At 68.9% G+C, this 13630-nt stretch carries 13 protein-coding genes and 6 tRNA genes; 4 read left to right on the top strand and 15 right to left on the bottom strand.

From position 1 onward, the window contains the following. Positions 1 to 213: 213 nt before the first annotated feature. The 12 genes from BLQ61_RS13655 to folC form a co-directional block, all read right to left on the bottom strand. Positions 214 to 290, bottom strand: a tRNA-Asp gene (locus BLQ61_RS13655). A 48-nt stretch (positions 291 to 338) separates the two neighbouring features. Further along, a tRNA-Glu gene (locus BLQ61_RS13650) sits at positions 339 to 414 on the bottom strand. Positions 415 to 449: 35 nt separating this feature from the next. Then, positions 450 to 525: transfer RNA gene (locus BLQ61_RS13645), tRNA-Ala, on the bottom strand. Between the two features lie 5 nt (positions 526 to 530). After that, positions 531 to 607 (bottom strand) — tRNA-Asp (locus tag BLQ61_RS13640). 48 nt (positions 608 to 655) lie between these two features. Next, a tRNA-Glu gene (locus tag BLQ61_RS13635) sits at positions 656 to 731 on the bottom strand. A gap of 35 nt (positions 732 to 766) precedes the next feature. After that, positions 767 to 842: transfer RNA gene (locus BLQ61_RS13630), tRNA-Ala, on the bottom strand. 67 nt (positions 843 to 909) lie between these two features. Next, on the bottom strand, positions 910 to 2325 hold the full coding sequence (gltX, locus tag BLQ61_RS13625) for a glutamate--tRNA ligase (protein ID WP_175488296.1): 1416 nt from the start codon (positions 2323 to 2325) through the stop codon (positions 910 to 912). Then, the gene (locus BLQ61_RS13620; protein ID WP_091571330.1) at positions 2322 to 3539 is read right to left on the bottom strand and encodes an O-succinylhomoserine sulfhydrylase; all 1218 of its coding nucleotides are present in this window, start codon (positions 3537 to 3539) and stop codon (positions 2322 to 2324) included. The genes gltX and BLQ61_RS13620 overlap by 4 nt, the downstream gene beginning before the upstream one ends. A 137-nt stretch (positions 3540 to 3676) precedes the next feature. Further along, positions 3677 to 5188, bottom strand: coding sequence for an amidophosphoribosyltransferase (gene purF, locus BLQ61_RS13615; protein WP_091571327.1), 1512 nt, complete (start codon positions 5186 to 5188; stop codon positions 3677 to 3679). Between the two features lie 83 nt (positions 5189 to 5271). After that, positions 5272 to 5763 carry a CvpA family protein gene (locus BLQ61_RS13610; protein ID WP_091571324.1) on the bottom strand — a complete coding sequence of 164 codons (492 nt, stop codon included), beginning with the start codon at positions 5761 to 5763 and terminating at the stop codon, positions 5272 to 5274. A 67-nt stretch (positions 5764 to 5830) separates the two neighbouring features. After that, the gene (locus BLQ61_RS13605; RefSeq protein ID WP_091571322.1) at positions 5831 to 6751 is read right to left on the bottom strand and encodes an SPOR domain-containing protein; all 921 of its coding nucleotides are present in this window, start codon (positions 6749 to 6751) and stop codon (positions 5831 to 5833) included. Positions 6752 to 6771: 20 nt separating this feature from the next. Then, the gene (gene folC / locus BLQ61_RS13600) at positions 6772 to 8100 is read right to left on the bottom strand and encodes a bifunctional tetrahydrofolate synthase/dihydrofolate synthase (RefSeq protein WP_091571319.1); all 1329 of its coding nucleotides are present in this window, start codon (positions 8098 to 8100) and stop codon (positions 6772 to 6774) included. 35 nt (positions 8101 to 8135) lie between these two features. On the opposite strand from folC, the gene BLQ61_RS13595 reads away from it, so the two are divergent. The 4 genes from BLQ61_RS13595 to argG all read left to right on the top strand — a co-directional run bounded on the left by BLQ61_RS13595 (position 8136) and on the right by argG (position 11164). Continuing rightward, on the top strand, positions 8136 to 8525 hold the full coding sequence (locus tag BLQ61_RS13595) for a Spx/MgsR family RNA polymerase-binding regulatory protein (protein ID WP_175488302.1): 390 nt from the start codon (positions 8136 to 8138) through the stop codon (positions 8523 to 8525). A 118-nt stretch (positions 8526 to 8643) separates the two neighbouring features. After that, positions 8644 to 9303 carry a glycine zipper 2TM domain-containing protein gene (locus BLQ61_RS13590; RefSeq protein WP_091571371.1) on the top strand — a complete coding sequence of 220 codons (660 nt, stop codon included), beginning with the start codon at positions 8644 to 8646 and terminating at the stop codon, positions 9301 to 9303. Between the two features lie 103 nt (positions 9304 to 9406). Then, positions 9407 to 9724, top strand: coding sequence for a pyrimidine/purine nucleoside phosphorylase (ppnP, locus tag BLQ61_RS13585; protein ID WP_091571317.1), 318 nt, complete (start codon positions 9407 to 9409; stop codon positions 9722 to 9724). Between the two features lie 93 nt (positions 9725 to 9817). Continuing rightward, positions 9818 to 11164: an argininosuccinate synthase gene (gene argG, locus BLQ61_RS13580; protein WP_091571314.1), complete on the top strand. Its 1347-nt coding sequence runs from the start codon at positions 9818 to 9820 to the stop codon at positions 11162 to 11164. Between the two features lie 88 nt (positions 11165 to 11252). Here the strand turns inward: argG and queC are convergent, their stop codons facing one another. From queC to BLQ61_RS13565, 3 genes are all read right to left on the bottom strand, one after another. Further along, entirely contained in the window at positions 11253 to 11978 is a 726-nt protein-coding gene (queC, locus tag BLQ61_RS13575; protein ID WP_091571312.1) for a 7-cyano-7-deazaguanine synthase QueC, read from the bottom strand. Further along, positions 11975 to 12673 carry a 7-cyano-7-deazaguanine/7-aminomethyl-7-deazaguanine transporter gene (locus BLQ61_RS13570; protein ID WP_091571309.1) on the bottom strand — a complete coding sequence of 233 codons (699 nt, stop codon included), beginning with the start codon at positions 12671 to 12673 and terminating at the stop codon, positions 11975 to 11977. Before BLQ61_RS13570 ends, queC begins: the two co-directional genes overlap by 4 nt. A gap of 103 nt (positions 12674 to 12776) precedes the next feature. Then, complete coding sequence (locus BLQ61_RS13565) at positions 12777 to 13622, bottom strand: HDOD domain-containing protein (protein WP_091571307.1); 846 nt, start codon at positions 13620 to 13622, stop codon at positions 12777 to 12779. Positions 13623 to 13630 lie beyond the last annotated feature (8 nt).

Genomic DNA, 13630 nt, shown 5'->3' with positions numbered 1-13630 from the left:
TGCAACTCAAAGCACTTCAACCACCACAGAGATCAATTAATCTTGCAACCCCGGACTTCCTCGTTATGAATGGCACGGCGGAAGGGGGCAGGTCAATAGCACAAAGCCCTTGCTGCATATGGGCTGCAAGGGCTTTTTATCAAAACAATCATGGTGCTGCGCAAAACAAACGGGCTGCACCTTGCGATGCAGCCCGTAATGTTCTATGGATTGTGGCGGAGTGGACGGGACTCGAACCCGCGACCCCCGGCGTGACAGGCCGGTATTCTAACCAACTGAACTACCACTCCGCGTGGCAGCTGCTTTGCAGTCCTGGTGGACTCAAGTGCAGCCAAACTTGGCGACCCTACGGGGATTCGAACCCCGGTACCTACCGTGAAAGGGTAGTGTCCTAGGCCTCTAGACGATAGGGTCAAAACCTAAGAACTTGCGTTCAAACTTCAAAACCTTGGTGGAGGTAAACGGGATCGAACCGATGACCTCTTGCATGCCATGCAAGCGCTCTCCCAGCTGAGCTATACCCCCAAGGGTGGCGGAGTGGACGGGACTCGAACCCGCGACCCCCGGCGTGACAGGCCGGTATTCTAACCAACTGAACTACCACTCCGCGTGGCAGCTGCTTTGCAGTCCTGGTGGACTCAAGTGCAGCCAAACTTGGCGACCCTACGGGGATTCGAACCCCGGTACCTACCGTGAAAGGGTAGTGTCCTAGGCCTCTAGACGATAGGGTCAAAACCTAAGAACTTGCGTTCAAACTTCAAAACCTTGGTGGAGGTAAACGGGATCGAACCGATGACCTCTTGCATGCCATGCAAGCGCTCTCCCAGCTGAGCTATACCCCCCATCGCAAACAACTGCCAATCGCTTGGGCTTGCGTCATTTGCTGAGCCTCGAATTATAGACAGCTTTTCAGGCGGTTTTCAAACGCGCGAGGATTTTTTCGCGTCCCAGCAATTCCAGCACTGCATCGACCGACGGCGTGTGCGCCGTGCCCAGGGTCAGCACCCGCAGCGGCATGGCCAATTGGGGCATCTTCGCGCCCTGCTCCTTGAGCAGCTGCTTGATGGCGGCGGCGATGGCCTCGCGGCTCCATTCGACGTAGGTGATGGTGCCGGCAAAGGCCTGCAGCAGCGGGCGCGCCGCGTCGGTGACGTGCTGCGCCAGGTCGTCGGCATTGGGCTCGATCGTCTCCACATAGAACAGCCGCGCCCAGCGCGCCAGGTCGACCAGTGTGTCGCAGCGGTCCTTGAACAGCGCGCAGATGCGCGGCAGGCGGTCGTCGGCATCCAGCAGCGCGGTCGGCACGCCCGCCCGCAGCACGAACGGGCGCACCAGCGCGGCCAGCGTGGTGTCGTCCAGCGCCTTCAGGTGCTGGGCGTTCACCCAGCGCAGCTTGGCCTCGTCGAACTGGCCGGCGCTGCGGCCCAGGTGGTCGAGGTCGAACCATTCCAGAAACTGCGCGCGCGAGAAGATCTCGTCGTCGCCATGGCTCCAGCCCAGTCGCGCCAGGTAATTGACCATGGCATCAGGCAGATAGCCTTCGTCGCGGTACTGGGTGACGGCCTTGGCGCCATTGCGCTTGCTCATCTTTTCGCCCTGCTCGTTCAGCACCGTGGGCAGGTGGGCGAACACCGGAATCGGCGCGCCCAGCGCCTCGAAGATGTGGATCTGGCGCGGCGTGTTGTTCACGTGGTCGTCACCGCGGATCACATGGGTGATCTGCATGTCCATATCGTCCACGCAGACGCAGAAGTTGTACGTGGGCGTGCCGTCCGGCCGGGCGATGACCAGGTCGTCCAGCTCGCTGTTCTGGAACTCGATGCGGCCCTTGCACCGGTCATCCCAGCCGACGATGCCGTCCTTCGGCGTCTTGAAGCGCAGCACCGGCTGCACGCCCGCGGGTACCGGCGGCAGGGTCTTGCCGGGTTCTGGCCGCCAGGTGCCGTCATAGCGCGGCTTTTCCTTGGCCGCCGTCTGGCGCTCGCGCAGCGCGTCGAGCTCTTCCACGCTCATGTAGCAGGGGTAGACGTGGCCGCTGGCCTGCAGCTGCGCCAGCACCTCGCGGTAGCGGTCCATGCGCTGCATCTGGAAGAACGGGCCTTCATCGATGTCCAGCTGCAGCCACTGCATGCCTTCCAGGATCACGTCCACCGACGCCTGGGTCGAGCGCTCCAGGTCGGTGTCCTCGATGCGCAGGATGAAGTCGCCGTCCTGCGAGCGCGCGAATGCCCACGGGTAGAGCGCCGAGCGGATGTTGCCCAGATGGATGAAGCCCGTCGGCGAGGGCGCGAAGCGGGTGCGAACCCTGGTGGGGGTGATGGTCATGCGAGGGAATCCAGTCCGCGGAGCAGGTCCGCCTTCAAATCGTCGAGATGTTCCAGGCCCACCGAGATCCGCACCAGGCCCTGGCCGATGCCGGCGGCGCTGCGCTGCTCCTCGGTCAGGCGCCCGTGCGAGGTGCTGGCCGGGTGGGTGATGGTGGTCTTCACGTCGCCCAGGTTGGCGGTGATGGAGCACACGCGGGTGCTGTCGATGACGTGGAAGGCATTCTTGCGCAGGTTCTCAGCGCCCTCGCCGACCACGTCAAAGGCCAGCACCGGCCCGCCCAGGCCGCCCTGCTGGCGCATGGCCAACGCGTGCTGCGGGTGGCTTTCCAGGCCCGAGTAATGCACGCGCGCGACCTTCGGATGGCTTTGCAGCCACGTTGCCAGCTCCAGCGCCGCCGCGCTTTGCGCGCGCACGCGCAGGGACAGCGTCTCCAGCCCTTTCAGCACCACCCAGGCGTTGAACGGCGACAGGTTCAGCCCGGCGCTGCGCATGAAGGTGCCCATGACCTTGTCCACCAGCGCCAGGCTGCCGCACACCGCGCCGGCCATCACCCGGCCCTGCCCCTCCAGGATCTTGGTGCCCGAATAGACCACCAGGTCGGCGCCCAGTTGCGCCGGGCGCTGCAGCACCGGCGAGCAGAAACTGTTGTCCACCGCCAGCAGCAGGCCACGCGCGTGCGCGACCTCGGCCAGCGCGGCGATGTCGCACAGGTCGCCCAGCGGGTTGGTCGGCGTTTCGGCGAACAGCAGCCGGGTGTTGGGGCGGATGGCCGCCGCCCAGGCCCGCACATCGGTCTGTGAGACAAACGTCGCCTCGACGCCGAAGCGCGCCATCTCGCTGCCCAGCAGCTTCAGCGTCGAGCCGAACATGGACTGCGAGGCGACGATGTGGTCGCCGCTTTTCAGCACCGTCAGCGCCATCAGCAGGATGGCCGACATGCCGGTGCTGGTGGCCACTGCGCATTCCGTGCCCTCCATGGCCGCCAGGCGGCGTTCGAAGCTGGTCACGGTCGGGTTGCCGGTGCGGGTGTAGGTGTAGCCCGGCTCCTCGTTGGCGAAACGCCGCGCGGCGCTCTCGCAGTCGCTTTGCACGAAGCTGCTGGTCAGGAACAGCGCCTCGCTGTGCTCGCCCCAGTGGCTGCGGGCCGTGGCCTCGCGCACGGCCAGGGTTTCGGGGTGCAGGCCGGCAGGCAGATCGGACGATGGGTTCACGATGGTGTGGGTGGAGGTCAGGTGAAGGGAAAAGGAGGGCTGGACCGCGCCAGACACCGGAATTTCAAGTGTTTTCAGCCCTGAGCCCAGGTGGAACATAGGCGCGCAGCTAGCATAAGAATAGCAAACGCGGCGCCTCAGGCATGCTGGGCGTTGGGCAGCGACAGGCGCGAGGTGGCTTCGTCGCCGCCCTCGCTGGCGCCACGGTTGCGCCCCTCGTTCAGCGCCGTCACTTCCTCGTCGGAGATGTCGCCGGTGATGTAGCAGCCGTCGAAGCACGAGGCCTCGAAGCCCTCTACCCGCGGATTGATGCTGCCCACGGCCTGCTTCATGGCGTCGATGTCCTGGTAGATCAGCGCGTCGGCGCCGATCCACTGGCGGATCTCCTCGACGCTGCGCCCGTGCGCGATCAGCTCGCCGCGCGTCGGCATGTCGATGCCGTACACGTTCGGGTGGCGCACCGGCGGCGCGGCCGAGGCCAGATACACCTTGGTCGCGCCGGCGTCGCGCGCCATCTGCACGATTTCCTTGGAGGTGGTGCCGCGCACGATGGAGTCATCCACCAGCAGCACGCGCCGGCCCTGGAACTCGCTGCCGATGGTGTTGAGCTTCTGGCGCACCGACTTCTTGCGGGTGGCCTGGCCCGGCATGATGAACGTGCGGCCCACGTAGCGGTTCTTCACGAAGCCCTCGCGGTACGGGATGCCCAGGCGCTGCGCCAGCTGCATGGCGCTGGGGCGGCTGGATTCCGGCACCGGGATGATGGCGTCGATCTCGCTCGGCGGCACGGTGGAGATGACGCGCTTGGCCAGCGTTTCGCCCATGTTCAGCCGCGCCTGGTACACCGAGATGCCGTCCATGACCGAGTCCGGCCGCGCCAGGTAGACGTACTCGAACATGCACGGATGCAGTTGGCTGGCCTCGGCGCACTGTTCGGCCTCGACGCGGCCGTCCAGATGCACGAACACCGCCTCGCCCGGCGCCACGTCGCGCTCCAGCTGGTGCAGCGTGCCCTCCAGCGCCACCGACTCGCTGGCGAGCATCACCGTGCCGTCGGCCCCGCGGCCCAAACACAGCGGCCGGATGCCGAACGGGTCGCGAAACGCCAGCAGCCCGTGGCCGGCAATCAGCGCGATCACCGCGTAAGAGCCCTTGATGCGCCGGTGCACCGCGCGCACGGCGGCGAACACGTCCTGGCTGGTCAGCGGCTCGCCCCGGCTGGCGCGCGCCAGCTCGTGCGCCAGCACGTTCAGCAGCACCTCGGAGTCGCTCTCGGTGTTGGTGTGGCGGTGGTCGGTCTCGGCCAGCTCGCGGCGCAGCTGGTGCGCGTTGGTCAGGTTGCCGTTGTGCACCATGACGATGCCGAACGGCGCGTTCACGTAGAACGGCTGGGCTTCTTCCTCGCTCTCGGCGTTGCCGGCCGTGGGATAGCGCACCTGCCCCAGGCCCATGGTGCCCGGCAACGCGCGCATGTTGCGCGTGCGGAACACGTCGCGCACCATGCCGCGGGCCTTGTGCATGAAGAACTTGCGCCCTTCCTGGGTGACGATGCCGGCCGCATCCTGGCCGCGGTGCTGCAGCAGCAGCAGCGCGTCATAGAGGAGCTGGTTCACGGGGTTGGCGCTGGCCACGCCGACAATTCCACACATAACGAAGTCTCTCGCGCTGAAAATTGGGGTCCTGAACGGGCGCCACCGGCCCCCGCCCTCTCTACATCATCTGTCCGCCTACCTCACCACGCCGGCCAGTGCCGCGCCAGTGCCTCGGGCACCGCCGGCTGCAGGCCCTGCAGCGCCAGCTGCAGCAGCGGCGCGCCCTGCGACTGGCGCCACCAGGGCGCATCGCCTAGCCGCAGCCAGCCCACCACCAGCGTCGCCGCCAGCAGCAGCACCAACCCGCGCAGCGCGCCGAACAGCGCGCCCAGTGCCCGGTCGGCCGGCCGCAGGCCGACCGCCTCGACCAGCTTCTTGACCACCCAGGCCACGAAACCGCAGGCGAACACCGTGGCCACGAAGACCAAGGCGAAACCCGCCACGTGGCGCCACGGCGCATCCGGTGGCCCCATGGGCAGCAGCGCTCCGGCGTCCGCGGCCAGCCACTGCGCCGCGACCAGCGCCGCCACCCAGCCGATCAGCGACAGCAGCTCGAACACCAGGCCGCGCCAGGCGCCGATGAGCAGCGACGCCCCCAGCACGGTCACGAAGATCCAGTCCAGCGCCGCCATGGGCCGATGTCGTCCGTCGAAAGTGAGAGTGGCAAGCCAAGGATGGCGTTCCGCGCGGCGCTCGGCCCTACAGCGCCAGCACCGAGCCGGCCAGGCCGGCGCCCCGGGCGCGTTCGGCGGCTCGGTCGGCCTCGGCACGACTGCCGAACGGGCCGACGCGCACCCGCGTGCGCTTGCCGTCCTTGGTCTCCACCACCTGGGTGTAAGCCTTCAGGCCCGAACGCTCCAGCTTGCCTTGCACCTCGCGCGCCTTCTCGGCGTCCGCAAAAGCGCCGACCTGGACGATGAAGCGCCCGCCGTCCTGGCTTTCGCTGCGCGCCGGTGCAGGTGCGGCAGCGGCGGCCGGCGCGCGGCCTTCCAGCAGCGCGCGGGCACGGCGCGCATCCTCGGTGGCGGCGGCCTTGGGTTCGGGCTTGGCGGCCGCCTCAGGTTTGGGCTCGACGCGGGCCTCGCGCTTGGGCTCCGGCTTGGGTTCGGGTTTTGGCTCGGGCTTGGGATCCGGTTTCGGTTCAGGCTTGGCGTGACGTTCGGCGGGCTCGGGCAGCGGCGTTGCGGCAGCTGGCGCCACGGGCGGGGCCGGCGCGGCTTCGCGCGGCGCGACCACCGGAGCCGGCGCAGATTCGCTGGCAGGTCGCCGTGGCGCCGCGGCCACCAGCTCCTCGCCGGCCGACAGGCTGCCGGCGGCAGCCTCCGGGGCGGGCGCCGGCGGCACCACCAGCGGAGCGACCTGGTGGCGGTCGGGAATGTCGATGGCCACGTTCACCGGTACCGGGCGCGGCTGCGAGTCGAACAACACCGGAAAGCCGACCACCCCGGCGGCGACCAGCACCACGGCGCCGATCAGGCGATGGCGCGCGCGCCGGCGCATGTCCTCGATGCTCTGCACCGGTGCGCTGCGGGCGGAGGATGCGGCGGAGCGCCTGGCCGGCTTGGCGGTGTCGGCCTGCGGCTGTTGCCTGCCGGGCCAGCGGAACTTGAAAAATGCCATGGACAGGGGAGTTGGGGCCTTCAGGCGCCCAGGTGCTTGGCCTGCAGCCGGGGCACCCCCTGCTGGAGCACGCCGCCCACCGTATAGAACGAGCCAAAGACGACGATTCTATCAGCCGGGTCGGCCGCGGCGATGGCCGCCTGTAGTGCCTGCTGCGGGCTGGCGTGGGTGCTCACCGGCACTTCGCGGCGCGCGCCGGCGGCCATCTGCAGGGCATGCCATTTTTGGCGCAGCTCCTGGGCCTTCAATGCGCGCGGCGTGTCCAGGTCGGTGAAGTACCAGCGGTCGATGAGCGGTGCCACCTTGGCCAGCATCGGGCCCAGGTCCTTGTCGGCCATGGCGCCGAAGACCGCATGCGTGGTGGGGAAGTAGCCCATGGCGTCCAGGTTGGCCGTCAGCGCCGCCACCGAATGCGGGTTGTGCGCCACGTCCAGCACCAGCGCCGGCTGGCCCGGCACGATCTGGAAGCGCCCGGGCAGGTCGACCAGCGCCAGCCCGGCGCGCACCGCCTGGGCGGTGATCGGCAGCCGGTCGCGCAGCGCTTCCAGTGCTGCCAGTGCGCCGGAGGCGTTAAGCAGCTGGTTGGCGCCGCGCAGCGCCGGGTACGCCAGGCCGGCGTAGCGCCGCCCGCGCCCGGCCCAGGCCCACTGCTGCTTGTCGCCGGTGTAGTTGAAGTCCTGGCCGAAGCGCCACAGGTCGGCGCCGATGGCGCGCGCATGCGCGATCACGCTGTCCGGCGGCATCGGGTCGCTGACCACCGCCGGGCGGCCGGCGCGCATGATGCCGGCCTTCTCACGGCCGATGCTCTCGCGGTCCGTGCCCAGGTATTCGACGTGGTCCACGTCCACGCTGGTGATGACGGCGCAGTCGGTGTCGATGACGTTGGTGGCGTCCAGCCGGCCGCCCAGGCCGACCTCCAGGATCGCCACGTCCAGGCGAGTCTGGCTCATCAGGCGCAGGATGGCCAGCGTGGTGAACTCGAAGTAGGTCAGCGAGACCGCGTCGCCCTGCGTGGTGCGCGCGCGCTCGACGGCCTCGAAGTGCGGCACCAGCGCGGCGGGCTCGACGCTGCGACCGCCAATGCGGCAGCGCTCCTGGAAATGCACCAGGTGCGGCGAGGTATAGACGCCGGTGCGATAGCCCGCCTGCTGGCAGAACGCCTCCAGCAGCGCGCAGGTCGAGCCTTTGCCGTTGGTGCCGGCCACGGTGATCACCGGGCAGTCGAAGGCCAGCTGCAGCCGTCGCGCCACCTCGCCCACGCGCTCCAGGCCCATGTCGATGTTGGCGGGGTGCAGCTGCTCGCAGTGGCGCAGCCATTCGTCGAGGGTCTGGAAGGCAGGGGTATGCATGGCGGGCGTGATTGTCGCCCAGCGCCCGCTGCCCGATGATGGCGCGCATGAACATCCCCACCATCACCTTGTACGGAATTGCAAACTGCGACACCGTGAAAAAGTCCCGCGCTTGGCTGGCGGCGCAGGGCGCCGAGTACCAGTTCCATGACTTCAGGAAGCACGGTGTGCCGCCCGGGCGGCCGCAGCAATGGCTGGACGGGCTGGGCGCGGCGCAGCTGGTGAACCGCCGCGGCACTACCTGGCGGCGCCTGGATGCCGGCGACCAGGCGCGTGCCGACAACCCCCTGGCCGTGGCCGCGCTGCTGCACGAGCAGCCCTCGCTGATGCGCCGCCCGATCGTCGAGTGGCCGGACGGCATGGTCAGCGCCGGCTTCGACGAGGCGGTTTGGAACGAACGGCTGCGCGCCGCGTCCAAAACCTGAAGCGGTTCTTGTTTACGCATCTTTACCGGCGCCCGCGCCCCACTTTACCGGTGGCTGCGAAACTTTTGCCACATCCGGCGCGTTAGGAGCCGATCACCAGGAGCTTTGCACCATGACCATGAAGAAGATCGCCGCGCTGTCGTTGCTGGCCACCGCCGCGCTGGCGGCGCAGGCCCAGGAGATGGGCCGCGTGCTCTCGGCCACGCCCATCACCCAGCAAATTGCCGTGCCACAGCAGGTCTGCGGCAACGAGACCATCTACCACGGCGGGCGCGCGCCCAGCGGCGCTGGCGCGGTGCTGGGCGCCATTGCCGGCGGCGCCGCCGGCAATGCGATTGGCGGCGGCAGCGGGCGGGCGGCCGCCACCGCTATCGGCGTGATCGGCGGCGCAGTGCTGGGCAACAACGTCGAGCGCGGCCGCCCCGGCTACGAGAACGTGCAGCGCTGCACCACCGAAACCTATTACGACAACCGCGTCGTCGGCTACGACGTGACGTACGAATACGCCGGCCGCCAGTACACCACGCGCACGCAAAGCGACCCGGGCGGCTGGATCCCGCTGAACATCCAGCCGGCGGTCGCCCCCGCAGGCGCCCCCGACTACCCGCAGTACGCGCCCGGCTACGGCGAGCCGGTGCGCTACGACAACCGCGGCGTGGTGGTGTCCACCCCACCCGGCCCGCCGGCCTATGTCTCGCCGCCGGTCACCGTCATCGAGTACCGCGACGCCTACGGCCGGCCCTACCGCCACGGCCCGCGCTACTACGACCGCTACTGAGCCGACCGGCGCCCGCCGTCCGCCACCCCGGGGAGTTCTTTGGAACTCCCTTTTTGCTGGCCCCTAGAATCGGTGGGTTTTGTCCCATTTGCAGCACCCTTCCATGACCTTCCAGCAGCTCGACGGCGCCAGCGTCAATCCCCAGGCCAATGTGTACTTCGATGGCAAGTGCGTCAGCCACAGCCTGAGCTGGCCGGACGGCACGAAGAAATCGGTGGGCGTGGTACTGCCAGCCAGCCTCACCTTCAACACCGGCGCGCCCGAGGTTATGGAATGCGTCGCCGGCGGCTGTGAATACCGCCTGGCCGGCACGCAGGAATGGCGCCGCTGCGGCCCTGGCGAGCGCTTCGCCATCGATGGCAATTCCAGCTTCGACATTCGCGTGGCCGAGGCCTTCCACTACATCTGCCACTTTGGCTGAGCGCCAGCGGCCGGATTTAGCCCTTTTCGTGCTCTAGCCTTTGTAGATCAAGGGCCTGCAGCTCTCATTTTTGAACCGAAAGACTCCCAAGCGATGGCCACCATCCTGCAATCCCTCCCCGTCGGCCAGAAGGTCGGCATCGCCTTCTCCGGCGGCCTGGACACCAGCGCGGCGCTGCGCTGGATGAAGAATAAAGGCGCCCTGCCCTACGCCTACACCGCCAACCTGGGCCAGCCCGACGAGGAAGACTACGACGCCATTCCGCGCAAGGCGATGGAATACGGCGCCGAGAAGGCGCGGCTGATCGACTGCCGCACGCAGCTGGCGCACGAGGGCATCGCCGCCATTCAGGCCGGCGCATTCCACGTCAGCACCGGCGGCATCGCCTACTTCAACACCACGCCGCTGGGCCGCGCCGTCACCGGCACTATGCTGGTGGCCGCCATGCAGGAGGACGACGTCCACATCTGGGGCGACGGCTCGACCTACAAGGGCAACGACATCGAGCGCTTCTATCGTTACGGCCTGCTGACCAACCCGCAGCTCAAGGTCTACAAGCCCTGGCTGGACCAGGCCTTCATCGACGAGTTGGGCGGGCGCGCCGAGATGTCGGCCTTCATGACCAAGGAAGGCTTCGGGTACAAGATGAGCGCCGAGAAGGCTTATTCCACCGACAGCAACATGCTGGGCGCCACGCACGAGGCCAAGGACCTGGAGTTCCTGAACTCGGGCATGCGCATCGTGAATCCGATCATGGGCGTGGCTTTCTGGAAGCCCGAGGTCGACGTGCCGTCCGAGGAAGTCTCGGTCACGTTCGAGGAAGGCCGCCCGGTGGCGCTCAATGGCCGCGCCATCGACGACCCGGTGGAGCTGTTCCTGGAGGCCAACCGCATCGGCGGGCGCCATGGCCTGGGGATGAGCGACCAGATCGAGAACCGCATCATCGAGGCCAAGAGCCGCGGCATCTACGAGGCCCCCGGCATGGCGCTGCTGCACATCGCCTACGAGCGCCTGGTCACGGGTATCCACAACGAGGACACCATCGAGCAGTACCGCGTGAACGGGCTGAAACTGGGCCGCCTGCTGTACCAGGGCCGCTGGTTCGACCCGCAGGCCATCATGCTGCGCGAATCCGCCCAGCGCTGGGTGGCGCGCGCCGTGACCGGCACCGTGGCGCTGGAGCTGCGCCGCGGCAACGACTACACGCTGCTGGACACGCAAAGCCCGAACCTGACCTACGCGCCCGAGCGCCTGTCGATGGAGAAGGTGGAGGACGCGCCGTTCAGCCCGCTGGACCGCATCGGCCAGCTGACCATGCGCAACCTGGACATCTCCGACACGCGCGAGAAGCTCGGCGTCTATGCCCGCGCGGGCCTGCTGTCGCTGGGCGGCAACGCAGCGCTGGCGCAGCTGGAGGGCGAAGGCAGTACTAAAAAGTGAGCCAAAATGGCTGCAAGCCTATATATCGCATAGGCCTGCAGCTATCAAAAGCGCAGTAACCGCCCGGCGCCCGCGCCCGGCGGTTTTTTCATGTCGGGCCCGCTTGCCACGCCTGCCAGCCGCGCGCGCGCAGTTCACACGCCGGGCATGCACCGCAGCCGTGGCCCCAGTCGTGCAGCGCATCGTGCCGGCCGATGTAGCAGGTGTGCGTCTCGGCGCGGATCAGCTCGACCAGCGCGTCGCCGCCCAGCTCGTGCGCCAGCTCCCAGGCCTGCGCCTTGTCGCGCCACATCAGTGGCGTCTCGATGACGAGCGGCCGGTCCACCCCCAGGCTGAGCGCTACCTGCAGCGCCTTCAGCGTGTTGTCGCGGCAGTCCGGGTAGCCGGAGAAATCCGTTTCGGACATGCCGCCCACCAGCACCTGCAGCCCGCGCCGGTACGCCAGCGCCGCGGCCAGGGTGAAGAACAGCAGGTTGCGCCCGGGCACGAAGGTGTTGGGCAGGCCGTCGTGCTGCACGGCGATGGCGATGTCCTCGGTCATCGCCGTGGCGCCCAGGTGGCGCAGCACGTCCACCGGCAGCAGGTGGTCCGGTCCCAGCCGGCCGGGCCAGGGCATTTCCTGCAGCCGCGCGCGCAGCACCTGGCGCGCCTGCAGTTCGACGCGGTGGCGCTGGCCGTAGTCGAAGCCGATGGTCTCGACCTCGGCGTAGCGTGCCAGCGCCCAGGCCAGGCAGGTGGCCGAGTCCTGGCCGCCGGACAGCAGCACCAGCGCGCGGCGCGCGCCGGGCGCGCTGGCTGCGCCTGCTGCCGTCATGGCGCCGGGGCCAGCGGCCCCGCGCCCGGCTGGCGCAGCGCGCGCACCAGCGCCGCCAGCAGCACGCCGTAGGCCGGCACGAACAGCAGCAGGCTCACGCCCAGCTTGATGGCGTAGTCCACGAAGGCGATCTCCACCCAGTGCGCGGCCATGAAGGCGTCCGAGCTGCGCCAGAAGGCGATGGAAAAGAACGCTGCCGTGTCCAGCGCCTGGCCGACGATGGATGCCGCTGCGGGCGCCAGCCACCAGGCGCTGTGGCGCTGGCGGATGCGGTCGAAGACCTGGATGTCGAGCAGCTGCCCGAGCGCGTAAGCCGCGAAGCTGGCCAGCGCGATGCGGAACACGAAGGCGTTGAAGTCGCCCAGCGCCGCCAGCCCGCCGAACTGCCCGTCGCGGAACAGCACGCCCACGACGTAGGACGCGGCCAGCGCCGGCAGCATGGCGCGGGTGATGACGCGCCGCGCCGCGGGCTTGCCGATCAGCCGCACCGTGAGGTCGGTGGCCAGGAAGACGAAGGGAAAGCTGAAAGCCCCCCAGGTGCTGTGAAAGCCCAGCAGCGTGATCGGCAGCTGCACCAGGTAGTTGCTGGCGATGACGATGGCGATATGCAGCGCCACCAGCAGCGGCAGGGCCGACGAGGCGGCGGGAGCGGACAGGGACAGCGGGCGCGCGCCGGGCGCGGCAGGGCGGGACATGGCGGAGATCCTTTTTGGAAATGGGGGCGAGGGAACCCATGGGCCGACGCGGCGCGGCGCGCGGCAGACGAAAGGCGCGCATTCTAGCCGCGCACGGGCGGCATCAGTCCACCCAGGGTTCCTGCAGCAGCGCCTCGGGCGACGGGCTCTGGTCGGTCCAGTCGATGGCGTCCTGCTGCAGCACCAGGTCGATGTCCATGCCCAGCGCCACGCCGACCTCGCCCGGAAAACTGGCCACGGTCGCACCGGCGTCCAGCCCGGCCGCATCCGTGCGTGCGCGCCAGGCGGCCAGGTGCAGCACGCCCGCCAGCGGCTCGCAGACCTCGTTGTCGAACGGCGTGATGTGGTGTTGCAGCGCATCCACCACATCCTGCGGCAGGCCCCAGCCACGCGCCAGGCCGGCGCCGACATCGGCGTAGCTGTAGCCCAGCAGGTGCTGCTCCAGCCGGCCGCGGCGCCAGTCCAGCGGCCCGGCCAGGCTGGCGATGGCCTGCATGCGCTGCGGGTCGGCCAGGTGCAGCGCCAGCTCGCCCAGCGCGTGCAGCAGGCCGGCGCTGTAGGCCGCCAGCGGGTGGTGCTGCACCACCCCGGCCAGCGCGCGCGCCAGCTTGGCGGTGTGCAGGCTGTAGCGCCAGAACTGCTGCAGGTCCACCCCCGGCACGGAACGCGCGCTGGTGCCCACCGCCGCCGACTGCACCAGCATGCGCAGCTGCGGCACGTCCAGCAGCGCCAGCGCCTCGGCGATGCCGCGCACCTGGCCAGGCGCACCGTGCGCGGGCCGGTTGGCCTGCTGCAGCAGGCGCGCCGCCAGTGTCGGGTCGATGGCGAACAGCTGGCTCAGCCGGCGCAGGCTGGGCTCGGGCCGCGCCAGCTCGCCCAGCAGCAGCGCCACCGCGCGCGGCAGGCTGGGCAGCAGGGGCGGCTGGGCAAGCAGGTCGTGCAGCTGCATGGCAGGAG

The sequence above is a fragment of the Oryzisolibacter propanilivorax genome, from assembly GCF_900103645.1.
Lineage (GTDB): Bacteria > Pseudomonadota > Gammaproteobacteria > Burkholderiales > Burkholderiaceae_C > Melaminivora > Melaminivora propanilivorax.
This window is presented reverse-complemented; position numbering and strand designations above follow the sequence as displayed.

What these genes read in the sequence shown, in the direction of transcription:
- gltX (WP_175488296.1), bottom strand. Translation starts at nt 2,325, where the DNA reads ATGACCATCACCCCCACCAGGGTTCGCACCCGCTTCGCGCCCTCGCCG.
- purF (WP_091571327.1), bottom strand. Translation starts at nt 5,188, where the DNA reads ATGTGTGGAATTGTCGGCGTGGCCAGCGCCAACCCCGTGAACCAGCTC.
- BLQ61_RS13610 (WP_091571324.1), bottom strand. Translation starts at nt 5,763, where the DNA reads ATGGCGGCGCTGGACTGGATCTTCGTGACCGTGCTGGGGGCGTCGCTG.
- BLQ61_RS13605 (WP_091571322.1), bottom strand. Translation starts at nt 6,751, where the DNA reads ATGGCATTTTTCAAGTTCCGCTGGCCCGGCAGGCAACAGCCGCAGGCC.
- folC (WP_091571319.1), bottom strand. Translation starts at nt 8,100, where the DNA reads ATGCATACCCCTGCCTTCCAGACCCTCGACGAATGGCTGCGCCACTGC.
- BLQ61_RS13595 (WP_175488302.1), top strand. Translation starts at nt 8,136, where the DNA reads ATGATGGCGCGCATGAACATCCCCACCATCACCTTGTACGGAATTGCA.
- BLQ61_RS13590 (WP_091571371.1), top strand. Translation starts at nt 8,644, where the DNA reads ATGAAGAAGATCGCCGCGCTGTCGTTGCTGGCCACCGCCGCGCTGGCG.
- ppnP (WP_091571317.1), top strand. Translation starts at nt 9,407, where the DNA reads ATGACCTTCCAGCAGCTCGACGGCGCCAGCGTCAATCCCCAGGCCAAT.
- argG (WP_091571314.1), top strand. Translation starts at nt 9,818, where the DNA reads ATGGCCACCATCCTGCAATCCCTCCCCGTCGGCCAGAAGGTCGGCATC.
- queC (WP_091571312.1), bottom strand. Translation starts at nt 11,978, where the DNA reads ATGACGGCAGCAGGCGCAGCCAGCGCGCCCGGCGCGCGCCGCGCGCTG.
- BLQ61_RS13570 (WP_091571309.1), bottom strand. Translation starts at nt 12,673, where the DNA reads ATGTCCCGCCCTGCCGCGCCCGGCGCGCGCCCGCTGTCCCTGTCCGCT.
- BLQ61_RS13565 (WP_091571307.1), bottom strand. Translation starts at nt 13,622, where the DNA reads ATGCAGCTGCACGACCTGCTTGCCCAGCCGCCCCTGCTGCCCAGCCTG.